At 50.5% G+C, this 19,552-nt stretch carries 24 protein-coding genes; 10 read left to right on the top strand and 14 right to left on the bottom strand.

Annotation, left to right across the window (positions count from 1 at the left end; translation table 11 throughout):
• Positions 1–25: 25 nt before the first annotated feature.
• Positions 26–1,621, bottom strand: a complete 1,596-nt coding sequence (gene dnaG, locus HG1285_RS16355; RefSeq protein ID WP_008285920.1) for a DNA primase — start codon at positions 1,619–1,621, stop codon at positions 26–28.
• 50 nt (positions 1,622–1,671) lie between these two features.
• Positions 1,672–2,379, bottom strand: a complete 708-nt coding sequence (purC, locus tag HG1285_RS16360; RefSeq protein WP_008285919.1) for a phosphoribosylaminoimidazolesuccinocarboxamide synthase — start codon at positions 2,377–2,379, stop codon at positions 1,672–1,674.
• Between the two features lie 17 nt (positions 2,380–2,396).
• Between purC and HG1285_RS16365 the strand changes: the two genes are divergently transcribed.
• Positions 2,397–3,290, top strand: coding sequence for a bile acid:sodium symporter family protein (locus HG1285_RS16365; protein ID WP_008285918.1), 894 nt, complete (start codon positions 2,397–2,399; stop codon positions 3,288–3,290).
• Here the strand turns inward: HG1285_RS16365 and HG1285_RS16370 are convergent.
• The 11 genes from HG1285_RS16370 to HG1285_RS16420 form a co-directional block, all read right to left on the bottom strand.
• On the bottom strand, positions 3,287–4,033 hold the full coding sequence (locus tag HG1285_RS16370) for a DUF481 domain-containing protein (protein ID WP_232219433.1): 747 nt from the start codon (positions 4,031–4,033) through the stop codon (positions 3,287–3,289). The genes HG1285_RS16365 and HG1285_RS16370 overlap by 4 nt on opposite strands.
• Positions 4,023–4,235, bottom strand: coding sequence for an AtpZ/AtpI family protein (locus HG1285_RS16375; RefSeq protein WP_008285916.1), 213 nt, complete (start codon positions 4,233–4,235; stop codon positions 4,023–4,025). Before HG1285_RS16375 ends, HG1285_RS16370 begins: the two co-directional genes overlap by 11 nt.
• Complete coding sequence (locus HG1285_RS16380) at positions 4,232–5,206, bottom strand: calcium/sodium antiporter (RefSeq protein WP_008285915.1); 975 nt, start codon at positions 5,204–5,206, stop codon at positions 4,232–4,234. The genes HG1285_RS16375 and HG1285_RS16380 overlap by 4 nt, the downstream gene beginning before the upstream one ends.
• Positions 5,185–5,811: a DUF1122 family protein gene (locus HG1285_RS16385; protein WP_008285914.1), complete on the bottom strand. Its 627-nt coding sequence runs from the start codon at positions 5,809–5,811 to the stop codon at positions 5,185–5,187. Before HG1285_RS16385 ends, HG1285_RS16380 begins: the two co-directional genes overlap by 22 nt.
• Positions 5,812–5,834: 23 nt before the next feature.
• Positions 5,835–6,884 (bottom strand): lipoate protein ligase C-terminal domain-containing protein, encoded by a 1,050-nt coding sequence (locus tag HG1285_RS16390; RefSeq protein ID WP_008285913.1) that lies wholly within the window; start codon positions 6,882–6,884, stop codon positions 5,835–5,837.
• A gap of 112 nt (positions 6,885–6,996) precedes the next feature.
• Positions 6,997–7,191: a hypothetical protein gene (locus HG1285_RS16395; protein WP_008285911.1), complete on the bottom strand. Its 195-nt coding sequence runs from the start codon at positions 7,189–7,191 to the stop codon at positions 6,997–6,999.
• Positions 7,191–7,526 (bottom strand): hypothetical protein, encoded by a 336-nt coding sequence (locus HG1285_RS16400; RefSeq protein WP_008285910.1) that lies wholly within the window; start codon positions 7,524–7,526, stop codon positions 7,191–7,193. The genes HG1285_RS16395 and HG1285_RS16400 overlap by 1 nt, the downstream gene beginning before the upstream one ends.
• Positions 7,527–7,578: 52 nt before the next feature.
• A complete protein-coding gene (locus HG1285_RS16405; RefSeq protein WP_008285909.1) occupies positions 7,579–7,962 on the bottom strand; it encodes a PIN domain-containing protein in 384 nt (127 codons plus the stop codon).
• A complete protein-coding gene (locus HG1285_RS16410; RefSeq protein WP_157560411.1) occupies positions 7,946–8,317 on the bottom strand; it encodes a hypothetical protein in 372 nt (123 codons plus the stop codon). Before HG1285_RS16410 ends, HG1285_RS16405 begins: the two co-directional genes overlap by 17 nt.
• 41 nt (positions 8,318–8,358) lie before the next feature.
• A complete protein-coding gene (hemB, locus tag HG1285_RS16415) occupies positions 8,359–9,351 on the bottom strand; it encodes a porphobilinogen synthase (protein ID WP_008285907.1) in 993 nt (330 codons plus the stop codon).
• 15 nt (positions 9,352–9,366) lie between these two features.
• Entirely contained in the window at positions 9,367–11,901 is a 2,535-nt protein-coding gene (locus tag HG1285_RS16420) for a GGDEF domain-containing phosphodiesterase (RefSeq protein WP_008285906.1), read from the bottom strand.
• A 76-nt stretch (positions 11,902–11,977) separates the two neighbouring features.
• On the opposite strand from HG1285_RS16420, the gene HG1285_RS16425 reads away from it, so the two are divergent.
• Both HG1285_RS16425 and mtnC read left to right on the top strand, forming a co-directional pair.
• On the top strand, positions 11,978–12,532 hold the full coding sequence (locus HG1285_RS16425; RefSeq protein WP_008285905.1) for an acireductone dioxygenase: 555 nt from the start codon (positions 11,978–11,980) through the stop codon (positions 12,530–12,532).
• Positions 12,525–13,193 carry an acireductone synthase gene (gene mtnC, locus HG1285_RS16430; RefSeq protein ID WP_008285904.1) on the top strand — a complete coding sequence of 223 codons (669 nt, stop codon included), beginning with the start codon at positions 12,525–12,527 and terminating at the stop codon, positions 13,191–13,193. Before HG1285_RS16425 ends, mtnC begins: the two co-directional genes overlap by 8 nt.
• On the opposite strand, the gene HG1285_RS16435 is transcribed toward mtnC, so the two are convergent.
• Complete coding sequence (locus tag HG1285_RS16435; protein ID WP_008285903.1) at positions 13,180–13,506, bottom strand: hypothetical protein; 327 nt, start codon at positions 13,504–13,506, stop codon at positions 13,180–13,182. The two genes, mtnC and HG1285_RS16435, sit on opposite strands and share 14 nt — an antisense overlap.
• Before the next feature lie 37 nt (positions 13,507–13,543).
• Here HG1285_RS16435 and HG1285_RS16440 point away from each other — a divergent pair, with 37 nt between their 5' ends.
• Genes HG1285_RS16440 through HG1285_RS16470 form a run of 7 tightly spaced genes read left to right on the top strand, consistent with a single transcriptional unit; the run spans position 13,544 to position 19,535 of the window.
• Positions 13,544–13,990: a (2Fe-2S)-binding protein gene (locus tag HG1285_RS16440; protein WP_008285902.1), complete on the top strand. Its 447-nt coding sequence runs from the start codon at positions 13,544–13,546 to the stop codon at positions 13,988–13,990.
• Positions 13,987–16,083, top strand: coding sequence for a xanthine dehydrogenase family protein molybdopterin-binding subunit (locus HG1285_RS16445; RefSeq protein WP_008285901.1), 2,097 nt, complete (start codon positions 13,987–13,989; stop codon positions 16,081–16,083). The genes HG1285_RS16440 and HG1285_RS16445 overlap by 4 nt, the downstream gene beginning before the upstream one ends.
• 10 nt (positions 16,084–16,093) lie before the next feature.
• On the top strand, positions 16,094–17,272 hold the full coding sequence (tyrS, locus tag HG1285_RS16450) for a tyrosine--tRNA ligase (protein WP_032496285.1): 1,179 nt from the start codon (positions 16,094–16,096) through the stop codon (positions 17,270–17,272).
• Between the two features lie 54 nt (positions 17,273–17,326).
• On the top strand, positions 17,327–17,992 hold the full coding sequence (locus HG1285_RS16455; protein WP_008285899.1) for a hypothetical protein: 666 nt from the start codon (positions 17,327–17,329) through the stop codon (positions 17,990–17,992).
• A gap of 9 nt (positions 17,993–18,001) precedes the next feature.
• Positions 18,002–18,424, top strand: coding sequence for a hypothetical protein (locus HG1285_RS16460; protein ID WP_008285898.1), 423 nt, complete (start codon positions 18,002–18,004; stop codon positions 18,422–18,424).
• Between the two features lie 17 nt (positions 18,425–18,441).
• Entirely contained in the window at positions 18,442–19,284 is an 843-nt protein-coding gene (locus HG1285_RS16465) for a hypothetical protein (RefSeq protein WP_008285897.1), read from the top strand.
• Positions 19,281–19,535: a hypothetical protein gene (locus tag HG1285_RS16470; protein ID WP_008285896.1), complete on the top strand. Its 255-nt coding sequence runs from the start codon at positions 19,281–19,283 to the stop codon at positions 19,533–19,535. Before HG1285_RS16465 ends, HG1285_RS16470 begins: the two co-directional genes overlap by 4 nt.
• The last annotated feature ends 17 nt before the right edge of the window (positions 19,536–19,552 follow it).

The raw sequence follows: 19,552 nt of genomic DNA, 5'->3' as shown, positions 1-19,552 counted from the left end.
ATTTATTAAAAGTAGCCGTGTTGACCTAACTTTCAAGCTTCCCCCTCCACCTGCGCACGGAGTAAGGTCTTATACCTCCCTTATGACTTCTTATGAACTCCCTGACCGACTCCCTTACACCAACGGCTTCGCTGATCTCCTCCTCGGGTATGTCTATCCTGAGCCTGCTCAGACTCGCTTCAAACTCTCTCTCTATGTCTCCAACCTTGAGGTTAAGAACGTCCTCGGGGACGGGATAGTACTCCTCGTTGATTATGCTCTGTGCGTACTCTCTCGCCTTTGTAGAGAGCTTCAGCTCGTCCAGGTTCACGCTGGGTCTCAGCTCCATCAAACCTTTAAGGAATACCTTTTCTGTAAAGCTCAGCCTGCTTTCATCCTCTTCCTCGGAGTTTTCTGGAGCCTTGTACATCTTTGCTGATAGGACATCAACGGGTATCCTCGTGATCCTGCTCAGCTCAGAGAGTAGCGTATAAGCTCTTATCCTGTCCTGCAGGAAGGAGGCATAGTAGGTGAAATCCTTCAGGGAGTTTTCCACATCGGAACCCGACTCTATCCTCTTCTTCAAGAGATCAAACACGCTGACCGAAGACCCTATCAACGCTTTGAGGGAAGCCTTCCCCTCCTTGAGAAGGAAGTCGTGGGGGTCAAGCCCTTCGGGCAGAAATACTGGAAATACCTCAAGACCCGCCCTGAGAAGATGAGGCACGGCGAGCCTCATAGCCTTCCTTCCAGCTTCGTCTCCGTCAAACAGGAGGTAAACTCTGTTGACCACCCTTGATAGCAGTTGGGCGTGCTCTCTGCCCAGAGATGTTCCCAGCGTAGCGACCGTATTCCTGAAGCCCTCCTGGTGAAGGGCTATGACGTCAAAGTAACCTTCAACGAGGAGAGCACTCTTCAACTCTCTGAGGTAACTTATCCCTTCGTAGAAGCCGTAGAGGAGCTCTCTCTTCTTGAAGAGACCGCTCTCCGGTGAGTTAACGTACTTGGGACCCTCACCTTCAAGGAGCCTGCCGCCGAAACCCACGACCCTTCCGCTGGCATCCCTTATGGGTATGACGAGCCTGTTCCTGAACAGGTCTCTGTATCTATCCTCTTCAACCTGAAGGAGGTTTCCGGTCTTCAGATAGGGCTCAAGCCCTCTGATCTCCTTCAGAAGCCTGACGAGTTCCCCCGAAGCTGGAGCGTATCCTAAGGAAAACCTCTTTATCGTGGAGCTCTCTATCCCCCTGCTCTTTAGATATTCAAGGACTCTCCTGTTTTCCCTGAGCTTAGAGTGGTAGAGCTCTGCTACACGCTCCATTATCTCGTGGAGCTTCTTCTTCTCGGAGGACTCTTCCTTTAAGTTGAGCTTTATCCCGTGCCTCTTGGCGAGGTGTTTTGCAGCTTCAAAGTAGGATACGTTCTCATAGAGGGAGACGAACTTTATGGCGTCCCCTCCAACACCACACCCGAAGCACTTGAATATCTGTCTTGAGGGAGACACGTAGAAGGAAGGCGTCTTGTCCGGGTGGAAGGGGCAGTTGGCTTTGTAGTTGTTTCCAGCCCTTTCCAGCTTTATGTATTCGGATACGACGTCAACGATATCTAATTCTCTTCTAAGCTCGTCTATATCCGAGGGCATTACCTTTTGAGAATTTAGCCTCCCTCTTGAGACTGTCAAGGACGAGTATGTTAAAATATCTGTTTGAGAATTTTTCTGTAGCCCTCAAGGAGGTCTCCCAGGTCAAACCTGAACCTATCCTTGTCCAGCTTCTCTCCAGTCCTTGCATCCCAGAGTCTCATGGAATCCGGAGATATTTCATCAACTATCCCTATACTCCCGTCAGGGAGTCTTCCAAACTCAAGCTTGAAGTCCACTAAGATTATGCCGTGCTCCTGAAAGAATTGGGATAGAACCTCGTTAACCTTAAGGGCTGTATCCCTCATAAGGGGCAGGGCTTCCATGGGAGCGAGCTTCATTAGCTCTATGTGGGCATCACACACCAAGGGGTCGTGGAGTTCATCGTTTTTGTAGAAGAACTCAAGGAGAGGCTTCTCAAATCTGTCCCCCTCCTTAAAGCCCAGTCTCTTTACAACGCTTCCTGCCGCTACGTTCCTAACCACTACCTCAACGAGGAACCTCTCTGCCTTCCAGACGAGCATCTCCGTGTCGGAGAGCTTTTCTATGTAATGGGTTTTTATGCCACTTTTGTGTAATATCTCAAAGATCAAACTTGATATGGTGTTGTTTAAAGCTCCCTTACCCTTTAACTCTGCCTTCTTCACGCCGTCAAAGGCTGTGGCTGTATCCTTGAAGACCAAGATGAGCTTGTCGGGGTCGTCCGTTTCGTAAACTACCTTTGCCTTTCCCTCGTATAGCTTTTTGGTCTTATGAGGCATTTTAAAATTATACCCCCATGCAGAGCGTGCTGTTTCTCGCCATCCTCCTATTCTTCTCCGTGGGAGGCTTGCTGTTTGATGAGTTCTTCAGAGAGCTCAGAGGTTTTATAGTTCCACTTCTGGTGGTGATAATGCTGAGCATGGGTATTACCCTGACCCCAGAGGACTTCAGGAGGATTCTCTCAAAGCCCCACATAATCTTGTATGGGGCTACCCTCCAGTTTTCGGTCATGCCCCTGACAGGCTTCCTTCTTGGCGTCACTCTCGGTCTGGACAGGGAGCTGCTCGTGGGTATGGTACTCGTGGGCTCAGCGCCCGGTGGAACGGCTTCAAACCTTATCACTTACATATCTGGAGGGGAGCTCTCCTACTCCATATCCATGACGACCCTATCAACTCTTTTGTCTCCTCTCCTCACGCCGTTATGGACCTGGCTCCTTGCGGGAAAGTTCGTTCCCGTCCCCTTCCTCTCTATAGCCCTGACGACCTTGAAGATAGTTGTCCTACCTGTGCTCTTTGGAATGCTCGTGAGGAAGTTCCTCGGTGATAGGGTAGGGCGTCTTGAATCCTTCCTGCCTTATCTCTCTATAACAGCCATATCCCTTATAGTGGGTGTGATATTCGCTCTGAACAAGGGCAGGCTCGGGGAGATGAGCTTCACAGTCCTCTGTGCTGTTTTGCTCCACAACCTTTTAGGCTTTCTGGCGGGGTTCGCCTTCGGGAAGATTGCCGGACTGGACAACAAACTCGCCAAGACCCTCGCCATAGAGGTGGGTATGCAGAACTCGGGACTCTCCACGGTGCTTGCCCTCAAATTTTTCTCCCAGCTTGCTGCACTCCCGTCGGCGGTATTTAGCCTGTCTCAGAACGTGCTGGGAGTAGCCCTGTCCTCCTTATTCAGGAGGCTTTAGAAGTCAACTATCAGAGAGGTGGAAAAGGTGGTATCCGTCCTCTTGACGTCGGGAGAGGGAGGTTTGTTCTGATAAGCTACCTTGTAGCCCACGCCCAGAGATATGTGCTCGTTCACCTTGACTTCAAGGGAGGCGTCCGAGTTCACGAAGTAGGTTTTCGTGTCCGAGAGGTTCGCTATGTAGTTTATATCCTCCTTGAGCTTTAAGTTTTCCAGTATGCTCCACCGGTAGTAGACTTCCGCCTTGAAGGTGGTGTAGTTGTCTATACCATCATCCTCAATCCTGTTGTAGTAGTAGAGCACCGACAGGAGAGTTTTGAGCTCGTGTCTCTCCGTCTTGAGCAGGTCGTAACCTACACCAGGACCCCCGTTCCACTTGTAGGTGTATCCAGAGAACTTGTCCCTCTCGTATCCCGTGGTTAGGAAGCCAAAGAACCTCTCTGTGATAAGTCTCTCCCACCTGCCGCTGACATCAATCCTGTTGGCGGTTTCCTTGTCCTCCTGGGTTGCGTAGAGAGCCGAGTTCTTAAGGAAGAATCTGTTCGCCTCGCCTTCCCACTTTATCTCCAGCTTTTCGGAGAGGGTCTGGGTATTGGTGTTACCGGAGGTGTTCACGTAGGAGAGCTCTATGTGGGCTGACCACCGCTTCGTCTGTGCTTCTTCCGCGGAGAAGGCGGCTGCCGCAATAAGGATCGGGAGAGGAGATATATACCTCATGGGTCTTCCAATTGTATCACTCCTCAAGCCTCTTAAGGTCTCTGTAAGCGTTCCGAAAGCCTGAGATTATGCCCACGAAGAAAAAGAATATCAGTCCCCAGGGACTCGTTCTAATGCCAAACCAGTTCTCCATAGCCCAGTCTGCGAAGTAGCCGACGAGGAGTCCGGCTATTATCCCCCCCAAGAGGTTCAGACCAACGGTCATAGCGGATACGTCTTTAGGGTTCATGGGTATATCTCCCTGTACCAGGAGTACACGGCGTAAACCACGTATATGGTTAGCAGTATTCCAGCCTCCATACGGGACACAGAGTAACGCCTTCCCATGTAGTTTGAGAGCAGAAGGAGCAGTGTAGCCACGAAGAGCACAGATAGGTCTCTGAAAACCCTGTCGGGTACGGGTATGGGATTCACGAGGGCGCTCGCTCCGAGGACGAGAGATACGTTGAATATATTTGAACCAGCAACGTTGCCCAGGGCTATATCGGGGTTGCCTCTGTACGCTGCCACCGCAGAGGTGAGGAGCTCTGGTAGAGACGTCCCGACAGCTATAAGAAATAAGCCCACTATAACTTGACTAACTCCGAGGGCGGTCGCGAGGTTGACGCCGCCGCTGACAGTCCACTCCGAGCCCAGCACGAGTCCCACGAGACCGATCGCTATCAGTATCCCACCCTTGATAAGTCCCATCTCCGTGCCGTCCTTATCAACGTTTTCCCTTTCAAGAAAGGCTGCAAGGAAGTAAAGATAGCCCACGAAGGTGGTTATGAGGACGAGCCCCTCAGAACGGGACACAAAGGAGAGAGAACTTCCGTCAAGCAGCCTGTCGGACACCATGGCAAAGAGGACGAGTATGCTGAGAAAGTTCAGGGGTATCTCCTTCTTTACAAAGGTTCTGTGGATGGTCAGGGGTCTTATCAAGCCGGCTATCCCAAGGATCAGCAGTATGTTGGCTATGTTTGAACCTATCACGTTTCCAAGGGTTATCTCCGAAGCTTTCTGAAAGCTTGCCTGAACGTTGACCGTAAGCTCGGGAAGAGACGTCCCAAATGCCACGAGGGTCAAGCCTATAACGAACTCGGGCACGCCTATCCTGCGAGCCAGCCCGGAAGCTCCTGTGATGAGCGTGTCTGCACCTTTGACGAGCACACCTATGCCCACGATCAGTTTGATCAGGTCTACAAGAACTCCCGTTTCCATAAGTCCTCAAGTATTTTAAACCTACCGAGAACGGAGTCTACCAGGTGTTGGTCTTTACAGGTCTCAAGGAAACTTCCTAAATCCCCTCTGAGTTTATTAAGGCGTTTCACTTGAACTTCCTTTCTGTCGGTCTTCTCCCCCTGTAGCTTGTGCCCACCTTCCATCAGTCCCTCCGGGAAGTACCAATCTTTGAACCATGTGTATCCCCTTGTAGCGAGCTCAAATCCGAGTCTTGAGAGGGCAGGCGGGACGCCCATGGACAGCTCCCTTGTGGTCTCCTTGTCCTCAAAATACTCAACGAATATCCTTCCGGTGAATGAGAACAGATCAAGGATAGTCTTTTCTAACTCACTACCGAAGTAAGGGACTCCCATCACCTCCCTTTTTATGCCGAATATCTCCACCCACTCCCTGTAGTATCCCCTGCCACCGAAGACCTTGGCATGTAGTAGGTGTGTGTGTTCTCCGTCCTTAGACACCGCAAGGTCAAGATTGAACTCCTCCGCAAACCTGCCGGGTTTTGGATCTTCGCAGGAGATGGTAAACTCACCCGCCTTTACACCCTCCTTCAGCTTTTTAAGTAAGTCCTCAACGGATTTTTGCATGGAAAGAGATTATGGTCTATCCCTCACTCTCCGTAAATGACCTGTATTAGATCCTCCACTCCCACGCCCGGGAACTCCACATCTTCCCTCTTGAAGAACTCCTCCAGCCTTGTTCGTATCGGCTTCTCTTCAAAGACGACGCCCTTCAGACTTTCCTCAAGGTCTCTTAGAGCGGATCTTGGGTATAGTGTGAAGTCTCCGTATATCCTGACCTCCTCAATCTTGCCCTCACCTATGTGGACTTCCGCCCTCAGAAGCCCGCCCCTCGCCTTGTGGACTGCGGTTCTTACGAAGACACCCTCCCTTATCTTTATCGCCCTGTGCTTTCTGCCCGTGTCCTCTAAAAGAAACTCCTCTGAGGTGAACTCTTCCTTTAATTCATCAGCAAGAGAGACCGCCTCCGGCGGTATTTCTCCAAAACCATCAAACTCAGCTACCTTTGAGAACTCCTCTGCGAGTATGTTGGCAACCTCTTCGTAGCTCGGCATCCTTCCCGTTTCCCTCTCCACCCAAGAGAGGTTCTCCTCAAGGGACTTGTAGATCTTGTCCCTGAACTTTTCCTCCGGCACCCTGAATATCTCCGACATCAGCTTGGTGTTGAACCTGATCAGTAGCCCCCCGACGAAAACGAAGGAGTCACCTATGTCCGCCGCACCCTGCCCGCTTATCTTCCTTTTGCTCTCTTTGACGACTATGTCGTTTATGGGTCTGTACTCGGTCTCTACGCCCAGCCTTCTGTATGTTTCTATAACGGGAACGGAGAACTTCCTGTAAGCCTCCTCTATCTTGAAAGGTAGCTTACCCGTGTTCCTCCTCAATATCAGCTGATAGAAGACTTGGTTCTCGTCCAATAGCACCGCACCACCGCCCACCTCCCTCCTTATGACGGGAATTCCCTCCTCTTTACACTTCTGGAGATCAAGGATCTCCTCGGTCTTGTCAAAGTATCCCACGCTCACGTAGGTCTCTGCGGGAGAGGTTATTACCAACCCCTCGTATCCCAGCCTTGCAAGGGCGTGGAAGAGAGTTATAGAGCGTAGATTATCCTGCCTGCCTGCGAGGTATATCTTCATGGTTCAAGAGAGCTTTTCGTGTCCTTGAAACGCTTTGCTTATTAGGATAAGAACTAATGTGATTAAAAGAGCTGTTCCACCGAGAACGAGGGCAAAGGTGTTGAAATCTATCTTATCCATCGCTTCTTCCTCCCATGAATATAAGGATAGCCCCGAGTGTCAGAAACAACAACCACATTGAGAATCCGACGATGGCTGTTTTTAGAGATATATTACCCTCTATACCGAACCTTATGAGAACAAAGGCTATAACAGCCAAACCTATAGAGAGGAAGTGTTTTCCTACTTCTTGAAAGACTTTGTTCATTAAACACTACCGTCAAGGTCTTTGAGATAGACCTTCCACCTCGGAGGTGTAAGCTCCGTGGAGCAACCCAGAGAGGAAGTGTCGTATATCTTGAAGGCTTTGGGATCGCTCGGCTCGTGAACGAATATGAAGACCGTCCCTTGGGTCAGTGTAGTGAGGCTTTCCTTCCAGCCTTTGACCTCGTTGACTATCTCCTTGAGTTTCTCTTTGGCTTTCTCTCCGCTGAGAGACTCCTTCTTGCCCTCCTTGGTGTCCTCAAAGACCCACTCCCCCGAGCCTATACCTTCCACTATCTCAAGAACCCTGTTCTCCGAAGGTATCCCGTAAAATCTCATCTCACCGCTCCTTGTAAAAATTATAGTTTAGAGTTGTCCAGTCTCGTTTGGTTCAAGCACCTCCCAACCTTTTGTCAAAGGTGAGTATCCTTGCCTTTAGCCTCTCTGAACTTTTGAGTAGCACCATGTCCACAAAGCTAAGCTCACAATCTTTCCTCTTAACCTCTTCCAAAATTTCCTTGTGCGAATAGGGAACGTCCACTATGTTTATGGACTCTAAAAACTTCTCATAAACCTCAAGGGCTTTTCTATGGTCTATTCCTCTTTCTCTACAACGCCTGCATATAACTGTGGCTGTCTCCTGGACGACGAGAGGTATTGTGTAAAACTCGGCTGTATCCGACAGGTGCTTTACTTTGCTTACCGCTTCGTGATGGAAGACGTCTCTGTCAAAGAGAAAGGCTACTATGAAAGATGTATCAAGGAGAACCCTCATATATCTTTTCCTTGTCCTCTACGGAGTTGCCATTTCCTCTAATGGCTCCCGCAAAACGCATTATATCTGACTTTCCTCTCCTTACCACATCAAACCCCAGTCTTCTGAATATTCTCACCGCATCTTGTGTTGTGTAGTCCAGGAGAGTGAGACCTATACCCTTTGCCCTCAAAACTTTTTCCAGAGCCCTTTTGACCGGTATTTCTTTTCCCTTTACGATCACGTAATATGAGGCTTTTCCAGACTCCTGAGCTTCGCTGAGTATGTCCTCCACTTCCCTTCTATCAAGCTTAAAGTCAACCCTTCTTAACGTTACCTCCATCGCCATATAGCATAAATGGTGTATCTCAGGCATATGTGATTTTAATCATATTGGTGTTGGTAATCTACTTAGCCTCAAACCTCTCCCCTGTTGATCATCTCAGCCACTTCTTTTGCGAAGTAGGTGATTATTATGTCCGCTCCCGCTCTCTTCATGGAAATTAATGACTCAAGCATGACCTTCTTCTCATCTATCCAGCCCAGCTTCCCTGCAGCCTTTACCATGGAGTACTCACCGCTCACGTTGTAGGCGCACACTGGAAGAAGGGTGTTCTCCTTGACCTTAGTTATTATGTCAAGGTAAGTGAGGGCGGGTTTCACCATAACTACGTCCGCACCTTCCTGAACATCCATCAGGACTTCTTTGAGAGCCTCCCTTGAGTTTGCAGGATCCATCTGATAGCTCCGCCTGTCCCCGAAAGAGGGTGCGCTCTCCGCAGCGTCCCTGAAGGGTCCGTAAAAAGCTGAGGCGAACTTGGCTGAGTAAGCCATTATGGGTATGTGGCTGAATCCGGCGTCGTCCAAGGCGATCCTTATAGACCTAACCATCCCATCCATCATCCCGGAGGGAGCTACCATGTCCGCCCCGTTCTGAGCGTGGGAGACCACCTGCTTCTGAAGGTTCTCTAAGGTTGCATCGTTATCAACTTCGTGGTCGTGTAGAACTCCGCAGTGCCCGTGGGAGGTGTATTCGCAGAAGCATACGTCAGTTATCAGATACATCTCCGGAACTTCCTTTTTCAGCACCCGAAGGGTCTTTTGGACTATTCCCTCATCACTCCAAGTGTCTGAACCCACCTCGTCCTTGTGTTCGGGTATGCCGAAGATGATCACCGCAGGTATTCCGAGGTCTCTTACCTCCTTGACAGCGTCCGCAACCTTGTCCACCGAGTATCTGAACACACCGGGCATGGAAGGGACTTCCTCAACGACGTTCTCCCCGTAACGGACGAATATAGGGTATATGAGATCGTCGTGGTTTATGCGGTTCTCCCTAACGAGCCTCCTGATGTTCTCGTTTCTTCTGAGCCTTCTCGGTCTGAGGAAAGGAAAGCCTGATGTGATCATGACTTAAATTTTAAATTATTCCTTGAGCTCTGGAGAGGGTTTGCCAAAGTAAAAGCCCTGTCCGTAATCCACTCCAAGCTCCCTTAGATAGTTAAGTATGTCTTCACCCTCTACAAACTCTGCAACTGTTTTTATACCCATACCCTTGGCGAGGGCGACTATGGAGGCTATGAAGCTTCTGTCCCTCCAGTCTGAAACTATGTCCTTTACAAACTCTCCCTCCATCTTTACATAGTCAACCGGGACTCGTTTCAGGTAATAAAAGGAGGAGTAACCTGAACCAAAATCGTCTATGGCAAACTTAAACCCATTCTCTTTCATAACCTTTACAAACTTTTCCAGTAGCTCTATATTCCTTACGCTCTCCCTTTCGGTCAGCTCAAAAACTACGTTGCCCGGTGATATGCCCAAACCCTCAACGAGACTGCTCAGTCTACTTGAAAAGTCCTCTAAAAGGAGAACCCTCGGGGAGAAATTGAGGAATATCTTCTTTTTGTATCCCTGTTCCTTTATCTTCTTGAACACTTCTTCGTAGAGGATTAGATCCATTCTGACTAGAACCCCGAGGTTCTCAGCTGCCTCAATGAAGGCAGCGGCTGGAAGTCTGTGCTTGCCTATTCTCATTAGGGCTTCGTTGGCAAATACCTCACCCGTGTTCAGATCAACTATAGGTTGGAAGTACGGAACTATTTCTCTTTTATTCAAGGCGTCCAGTATCTGAATGCTCTTTTCCGTGAGGAAACTTCCTATCTTGCTCAAGTCTTCATAAGAAGGAACTTTCAGCCTGCTCCTGCCTTCCTCCTTGGCTTTGCGGAGTAGGTTATCTGCCAGTATAAACAGATCTCTTGGGTTCTTTGCGTGGTCAGGAAATGTACTTATCCCTATTGAAACTTCAACGTTTATAACCTTGTCTTCCTCTGCGATAAACGTGAGGTTTTCTATAGCCTCCTTTATCCTTTTGGCGAGCGAGTAGGCTTCTGTTACACCTGCACCCACAACCAAAAGGGCGAACTCATCTCCTCCGTACCTTGCTGCAACGTCAGCCTTCCTTTTCTTCTCGTAAATAATCCGTCCAACTTCCCTGAGAACCGTGTCCCCAAAGACGTGTCCGTAAGTATCGTTTATGACCTTGAAATTATCAAGATCCAGAAGCATTAGACTTAGCTTTCTACCGAAACGCTCCGCTCTCTCCAGCTCGTAGTTGAAAAGTTCCCAAAAGGTTCTCTGGTTATAGAGAAATGTGAGGGAATCCCTCATGGCATAAAACTCAACCTCTTGGACGTGCGTACTTATTGCTTTGGCTGAGCCTATAACGTTTATGAGAGTGGCAAGAATCGCATCTAAGACAGTGTGTTTGTAAGTATCCTGGGCTAACTCCGAGTTTAAACCCACGCCTACTATACCTCCAAGCTGGGGCTTTTCAAGGAGAAGTACTTTCGTCCTCAGTCGGAGCATCTCCTCTTCTACATCTGTCAATCTCTCGTTTTCCCTGTGGACATGATGGTGGAATATGAGCTCTTTTCCAGACAAGCTGGTCACGGGAAGTCTTGATATAACCTCCCTGTGTATTATGTTCTCTGAAAAATTCTTCATCTCCTCGCTCGGACTGTGGAGCCAAAATACCTCTACACTCAGGGTGTCGCCTTCTATAAACAGAGAGAATATAACGTTGAGCTCTATTATCTCGTTCACGTCCTCAAGGAGCTTCCCGACGTACTTTCTCCAGTCGTTTACGAGCTCAGAGGTGACTATGAACTTTTCAAGTATCTTCGTTTCAAGCTCCAGGATGCTTTTGTCAACCGCTATCTCCTTCACCTTATTCGCCAGGATGGCGATAGATCTCTCAAGATCTTTGAACTCTCTGTAGGGAACTTCATTGGTTATACTAACTTTGTCTATGTCCTCAATACTGCTTAGTCCCCCTATGGCGTTTCTCAAAGAGGAGCTAACCTTGTTTATCGTCTTGCGGATAGAGTAAGCTAACAACGTAGCGAATAGAATATTAATGGGAAGCAGGAAGATTAGAGTCGCCAGTATCTTCCTGTTCATAGTGGTGAGAACTGCTCCAGTGTTGAATCTTGCCTCAATAACACCAAGTATGTCCCCCTCTTTCGCATTCACATGGCATCTCAGACATTCGCTCCTTGCACCTATAGGGTATATGTAAATGGACTCATTTTCCCGTAGAAGGGACAATTTCATTTTCTCTTTGAATGCTCGCAAGACTTCTTTGCTCTTTTCTGGTTCAGGGACATCTCCGAACAGGGACCTGACTTTTTCTCCCCTGTACACGTTCACTACGAGGGGAGTTTCGTGATAGGAGGTTTCTATACTCCTTAGGAACTCAAAAAGGTCTTCTCTCTTCCATCCCCTCTTCATCACTTGATACATTGAGCTGAACACCTGTTTTGAAACACCTTCAAGTGTCCTTTCCATCTGATGTATGTATACATTTCTAACCGCAAAGTAGAGAACCAGATACACAACTCCCAGCGAGAATAAGAAAGTCACGAGAGCCTGCAGAAGAACCCTTTTACCGAGAGATTGCATGACCTAAGTCATAAACTTTAACATACAAACACGTATGTGTCATGTTCCTTTAAAAGTTTGGAATAAAATATTTCCCATGAGTAGACTGCTTGTTTACGACGAAGAGGGGAAGCTTCTGGAAAAGGTGGAAGACCCTGAGCAGATAGCCGAGAAGCTCTCGGAGATAAACGTCCTCTTTGAGAGGTGGGAGCCCTCCGCACCCCTGAGCGAGTCCGCCGGTGAGGAGGAGGTTCTGGACGCCTTCAAGGACGAGATAAACAGGCTCATGATAAGGTTCGGCTTCCAGTCCTGTGACGTAGTATCCCTCACGCCCGACAACCCCAAGAAGGAGGAACTCAGGAAGAAGTTCCTTGACGAACACACCCACTCGGACTTTGAGGTCAGGTACTTCGTCTATGGGGACGGCGTCTTTTACCTGCATCCGGACGATAAGGTCTATGTAGTTCACTGCAAGGGTGGAGACCTTATAAGCGTTCCTCCCAACACGCCCCACTGGTTTGACATGGGAGAGAACCCCAACTTCAAGTGCATAAGGCTCTTTACAACGCCCGAGGGCTGGGTAGCCAACTACACCGGCTCGGACATAGCCAAGAAGTTTCCCAAATACGAGGGGATAGTCGCCCTTGATTAAGGCAATTCTCACCGACATAGAGGGGACTACCTCCTCCATATCCTTCGTCAAGGACGTTCTCTTCCCCTACTCAAAGAGAAAACTCAGGGAGTTCGTCCAAAAGCACTCGGAAGACCCACAGGTTCAGAGGATACTGAGAGAAGTCCGTGAAATAGAACCGGGAGACCCCGTTGAGACCCTCCTTAGGTGGATAGACGAGGACAGGAAGGTTACGCCCCTGAAGGAGCTTCAGGGACTTATATGGGAGGAAGGATATAAGAGTGGGGAACTGAAGGGACACATATACGAGGACGCCTACAGGAGGCTCAAGGAGTGGTACGAGAAGGGTATTCCCATATACGTTTACTCCTCCGGTTCTGTGAAGGCTCAGAGACTTCTCTTCGGGCACACCCAGTACGGAGACCTGAACTACCTCTTCTCCGGGCACTTTGATACTAAGATAGGAAACAAGAAGGAGTCAGAATCTTACAGGAAGATAGCCGAGGAGATCGGGCTTGAACCCGAGGAGATCCTCTTCCTGTCTGACAGCCCGGAGGAGATAAAGGCGTCCGCAGAGGCGGGCATGAAGGTCATAAGGTTTGCGAGGGAGGGTGAAAACGAGTTTATAGAGGACTTCCCCTACCCTCAGGTGAGGAGCTTTGAGGAGGTCACTTTGGATTGAGGAGCTTTGAGCAGTCCCTCATAAGCTTTGGTTTAACCTTCTTGAAGTAGGCTTCCCTGTTGGAGCAGACCCTGTAGCAGGTTCTAACTATGAATGCCCTCTGGTCGGGGTTGAGCCCGGACTCTTCCAGCATAACCGAGACCTTCTTTGCATGGAACTCACAGCTCGTTCCCGGGTTAGCGCATCTGTCGTATATAGCTATAGCGTCCATACACCTCTCATACTCCCCGTAGTCAACCTTCTCAAAGTCCTTCTTCTTAGCGCAGGAGAACAGGAGCAGGAAGAAAGCCACCGCGAGCGGTACGTACCTCATCAAGTTCCATTTTACCTATATTTTTATTGGGGGTGGGATGAAGCTAAGGGTAAACGGGTCGCTTTACGAAGTCCTTGTGAGTCCTGAGACACCCCTTCTGTGGGTGATAAGAGAACACCTGAAGCTGACGGGGACGAAGTTCGGTTGTCTCAAAGGTCTATGTGGAACCTGCACGCTCTTAGTGGATGGAAACCCCGTCCGCTCCTGTATGACTCCGGTTGGGAGCGTTCTCGGCAGGGAGATAATAACCATTGAAGGGATACCGAGAGACCACCCCGTAAAGAGAGCCTGGAAGGAGGTGGGAGTCCCCCAGTGCGGGTACTGCCAGAGCGGTCAGATAGTCCAAGCTTACGCGCTCCTGAAAAGGAACCCCAAACCCACAAGGGAGGAGGTGGTAAAGTCCATGAACGGGAACCTCTGCAGGTGCGGTACCTACCCAAGGATAGTGAGGGCTGTTATGAGGGCTTCGGAGATGATGAGATGATAACGAGGAGGGAGTTCTTCAAGCTCGGAGGTCTCAGCCTCGTAGTGGTGGCAACCCCTAAGGGCTTTGATGTGGTTAAGGCAAGCGAGCTCAAGAGGCACTCCCCTCGGCTCTGGATAAACCTATCGGAGGACAACTACCTGACAGTGTTCGTGAACAAGTCCGAGATGGGTCAGGGGGTTTACACCGGCATAGCCCAGCTCGTCGCCGATGAGCTTGACTTCCCATGGGAAAGGGTAAGGGCGAGACCAGCCCCCGCAGGGAAGGCTTACGTAGACCCCTACATGGGTTCACAGCTCACCGGAGGGAGCACGAGCATAAGGCACATGTTTGGCATAATGCGCTCCGCAGGCGCGGCAATGAGGGATATGCTTCTCCAGACCGCCTCTCAGCTCTGGAGGGTTCCAAAGAACAGATTAAAAGCCGAGCTCGGCTACGTGATAGATACGAAGAGCGGTAGAAGAGTCCCCTACGGGAAGCTCTCAAGCTCAGCCATGAAGCTCCCCGTTCCACTCTACCCAAAGCTAAAGGAGCCGGAGGAGTTCAGGTACATAGGGAAGTCCCTTCCGAGGATAGACCTTGAGGATAAGGTGAACGGTTCAGCAAGGTTCGGTCTTGACCACTTCTTTGAGGGCCAGATATACGCTGTCATAGAGAGACCGCCCTTCGGCGGTAGGGTCGTGTCTTACGACTCTTCAAAAACCAGGAAGGTCAAAGGTGTAACCCACGTCTTCAGGGTGGGAAAGGGGGTCGCGGTCTGCGGGGAGAGCCCTACCGCTGTCCTTGAGGGGAGAAAAAAGCTCAGGGTTAAGTACAGCAGAAGCTCGGTAGGTAGCACTGAAGACCTGAAAGAACACTACCTTGGGTTGCTGAAGAGGAGAGGTTTCGTTGCAAGGAAGGACGGAGACCCGAAGGAAGCCTACGAGAAGTCAGGAAAGAAAATAGAGCTCACCTACCTTCTGCCTTACCTCTACCACGCCTGCATGGAGCCAATGTCCTGCACGGTGAAGCTGGACAGGGAAGGGTGCACCATCTACGTTCCCACCCAGAGCCAGACCTCCGTCCTCAGGCACGCAAGGCGCATAACGGGGCTCCCCGAGAGTAGGATAAGGGTTATAACCACCTACCTCGGCGGAGGCTTCGGGAGGAAGTCCAACTCCGAGTTCGTTGCTGAGGCTCTGAAGATCGCCAAGAAGGCGGAAAGACCTGTGAAGCTCTTCTACACGAGGGAGGACGACGTTCAGTCAGGCTGGTTCAGACCCATGTGCTCAGCCCTGCTTAGAGGTTCGGTGGACGAGAGCGGAATGCCAGACTCCCTCTACTTCAAAATAGCGGTTCCAGCGGTCTTTGAGTGGGCTGTGGGCAAAGAGAGGAGAGGGGTGGACAGGGCAGCCGTCTCAGGAGTGGCGAACACCTTTTACGAGATACCGAACCTTCGCGTTGAGTTCGTCAAGTCAAAGGTAAAAGTCCCGGTCTGGTTCTGGCGCTCGGTGGGGCACACCCACAACGCCTACATAATGGAGACTTTCATAGATCAGCTCGCCCATCTAGGTGGCAGAGACCCGGTGGAGCTCAGGCTTGAACTGCTGGGCATGCACATGAGGGCGCAGGGAGTTATAGAGAAGGTGGCAGAGGCTTCAGGCTGGCACAGGGGACCAAAGGAGGGACAGGCTCTCGGGCTCGCCTACCACTACTCCTTTGGAACCCATGTCGCTCAGGTAGCTGAGGTCTCTCTGGTCGGTGGAAAGGTCAATGTCCACCGGGTTGTGTGCGCGGTTGACCTCGGACCCCTCGTGGTGAACCCAGACCTCGTCGTCCAGCAGATGGAGAGCGGTATCATCATGGGACTGAGCGCCTTCCTCTACGAGGGAGTTAGGTTTAAGGACGGCTTCGCCGTGAACAACAACTACGACACCTACCCCATACTGAAGATGGAGGAGACGCCTGAGATAGAGGTTCACATAGTTCGCTCGGAGGGGGAGATGGGAGGAATAGGTGAGCCGGGACTCCCACCGATAGCTCCCGCTGTTGCCAACGCCCTCTTCAGGATAACGGGGAAGCCCGTTACTGAGCTCCCCTACTATGGGTTATAATCTTTCTCCCGTGAGTCCCGAAGAACAGCTGAAACTCCTGAAGCAGGGAACGTCTGAGGTCATAGAGGAGGAGGAACTCCTCAAGAAGCTCAAGGAGGGCAGACCTCTCAGGGTGAAGGCTGGCTTTGACCCCACAGCCCCTGACCTCCACCTCGGACACGTCGTCCTCCTCCAGAAGCTCCGCCAGTTCCAGCAGCTCGGGCACGAGGTCTACTTCATCATAGGGGACTTCACCGCTATGATAGGGGACCCAACGGGTAGGAGCGAGACGAGACCACCCCTCACAAAGGAGCAGGTTCTTGAGAACGCTAAAACCTACGAGCACCAGGTATTCAAGGTCTTAGACCCTGAGAAGACCACTATAGTCTTCAACAGCACATGGCTCCAAGAGCTCGGGACGGAGGGGCTCATAAAGCTCTCCGCCAAGTACACGGTCGCGAGGATGCTGGAGAGGGATGACTTCTCCAAGCGCTTCAAGGAAGGTATTCCCATATACATCCATGAGTTCCTCTACCCCCTGTTACAGGCTTACGACTCGGTCGCCATAAAGGCAGACGTGGAGCTGGGAGGGACAGACCAGAAGTTCAACCTCCTGATAGGTAGGGACATCCAGAGGGAGTACGGGCAGGAACCTCAGGTGTGCATAACCATGCCCCTTCTGGTGGGTCTTGACGGCGTGAGGAAGATGTCCAAGTCTTACGGGAACTATGTTGGGATAACAGAAGACCCCAAGACAATGTTCGGGAAGCTCATGTCCATCTCCGACGAGCTCATGTGGGATTACTACCTGCTACTAACCGACTACACCGAGGAGGAGATAGAGAAGTTCAGAAAAGAGTGGCACCCCATGGAGGCAAAGAAGCACCTCGCCGAGCTGATAGTGAGCAGGTTCCACTCGGAGGAGGAAGCCAAAAAGGCGAGGGAGTGGTTTGAGAGCACCTACTCCAAGAGAAAGTTCCCCGAAGACGCACCCCTCGTAGAGCTACCCCACGAGGAGATGACCGCCCTTGACCTGATAACTGAGCTCGGGGCTGTCTCTTCTAAAAACGAGGGCAGGAGGGTCATACAGGGAGGAGGTCTTAAGGTAAACTTTGAGAAGGTCTCAGATCCATACCAGAGCATAAAGCTTGACGGAGAGCTGAAGGTTCAGGTGGGTAAGAAGAAGTTCTACAGGGTTAGAAAGGGGTAAGATTCACATCTGAAGCTCTGTGAGAAAGTTATCATTTAAAAGAGGGAGGTAGTTATGAAGCTCCTTTTCCTTCTCACCCTCGTTGTCTTCAGCTTCGCTCAGCCGATAAAGAGCTTCAAGTACTGCGGACACATAGAGGTGTTGGGCTTTGAAGGAAACATGCCCATGCCCATTCCTATGATGCCGATGGGAATAAAAGGTTACGTCTCGCCCACTGGTATAGACCCCCAGCCTCCCAAAACCTGCACGTGGGTATTCCTTGAGACGAGGAGGGGAGACCTTTATGTACCCACGATAGTGGTGTGGTCGGACACATACGCAGGATACCACGCGGACATATACTCCGACCCCAGCTACATCTTTGGCTACAGACAGAGACAACCCTCAGACTTCAGCCCTGCGGGACTTGAGCAGAGGAACAGGGAGATGGAGAACTACCTGAGCAACGCCGCAGGTAGCAGAGTCCTCTTGGAAGTCCTGAAGGCGATAAAATCTGGCAGACCTGAGACGGGCTTTGAAGCCCTGATAGAAGTTCCCATCGCGACCACGCTGGGAGTAGTTCCCAGGGTAAGGGTCAGGTACTACCTCTACGACTTTGAGGTCAACCCTGTGGTTCCGCCTAACGTCCAGAGGCTCATAGAGGAAGGGAGAAGCAAGAGAATACCCCACACTCCCCTGTGGGAGCCTGTAACCGTGCCCGCAGACCTCGTAGGGGGATAAATTATTAGAATGAAGTTCTTTAAGCTTGAGCTCACCTCTTACGAGGATAGATTCCAGCTCTGGTTTGTCGGAGATGAAAAGCTGACCGAGGAGGATTTTGGAATCGCCCTCTCGGAGGCTATGCTTGAGGTTTTCAGGAAGCTTGACATAACCGTTGACGACTCGCCAGAGGTCAGGAAGGACTATCCCCTCTTCGTCCTCGCTCTGGAAGAGGAAACCTTCCTTAAAGTTATGGAGAACAGGGGCTTTAAGAAACTGGAGCCGGACGTCGTGGTTAAGGGAGACTCCTACTCCGTCCTGTGGGAGACACCACAGGGAGATAAAAAGCTGACGCCACTGAAGGACAGGGGAAACCTTGAGGATTACATACTCAGTAAGGGGGTTGAGCTCTCGGACGAAGACCCTTCCAAGCTCATATTTGGCGAGTTTTAATACAAGGAGGGAGTGCGATGAGACTGCTCGTCCTTTTGCTGACCCTGATCGGACTGGGTTTTTCCATACCCGTGATCCTGATTGAGAAGGAGATCACCACCAAAAGTAATTTCCACGAGAGCCACAGGAAGGTGAAGCTATACATGGCTGAGGGCTACGAGAAGGAGGTCTGGGAGGAGAAGACGATAACCAAGGGAAGCCCTCTCGGGCAGCTACCTTTCATGCAGAACCTGATGAAAAATGCTCCCAGGCAGGAACCCCAGAGCCAGGTTAGCAAGGGGGAGAAGATCACCCACTTCAAGAAGGGGAAGGCGGTGGTTTACTTTATCTACCCTGACAAAAAAGCTTACAGCAGGCAGGAACTTCAAGGAAGGATGCTAATTATGGGCTTTATGATGCTCCTTGACTGCGACCAGCGGGGAAGATGCAAACCAAAGATGGAACCCACCAACGAGAGGAAAAAGATAGGCAGGTGGAAGGCGAGGAAGGTGATCGTCAGAGTGAACATGATGGGGAGAGAGGTTCCAGCTTACTACTGGTTTACTAAGGACAGTAAGCTCCTTATGGAGGCTGACAGGATAAGTATGAAGAACATCCTCAAGGTGATAGAGGACGACCCCAAGGTATCGCCCTTCCTCAGGGGTGCGAAGGAAGCTTTTGAAGAGATAAAGAAGAAATACGGGTCTGTTGTGATGAGTGAAACTCCCGTCATGGGAAGCACCACCGTTGAGGTGGTAAGGTCGGTAAAGAGGGTGAACGTGCCCAAGAGCTTCTTTAAAGTGCCCAAGGGTTACAGTGAGTCCAGCCCACAGATGCCCATGATGCCTCCCAAGAACCACGGGGGATACAGACAGAGATGAAAATACTAATACTCGTGCTTGTCTCCCTTGTCTTTTCCCAGACCCTTTACAACGGGCTCGTGAACTATAAGGGGCAGGTCATAGACTGCGGACATATCTTAGGTAGATACGCCCATGGGGGCGTCCCTTCAATAAGAGAGGACAAGAACGTAAAGCTCTGCTGTTCTTCTCTGAGGGAGATACTGAAGAACGAGGGTGCGAACGCCCTGCTGATAGCACACCTCAACATATGCAGACAGCTCGGACGTTGAGATTAAATTTATGTAAA

Source organism: Hydrogenivirga sp. 128-5-R1-1, assembly GCF_000171895.1.
The sequence above is the reverse complement of the archived record's forward strand: the minus strand, read 5'-3'. Positions and strand labels throughout refer to the sequence as shown.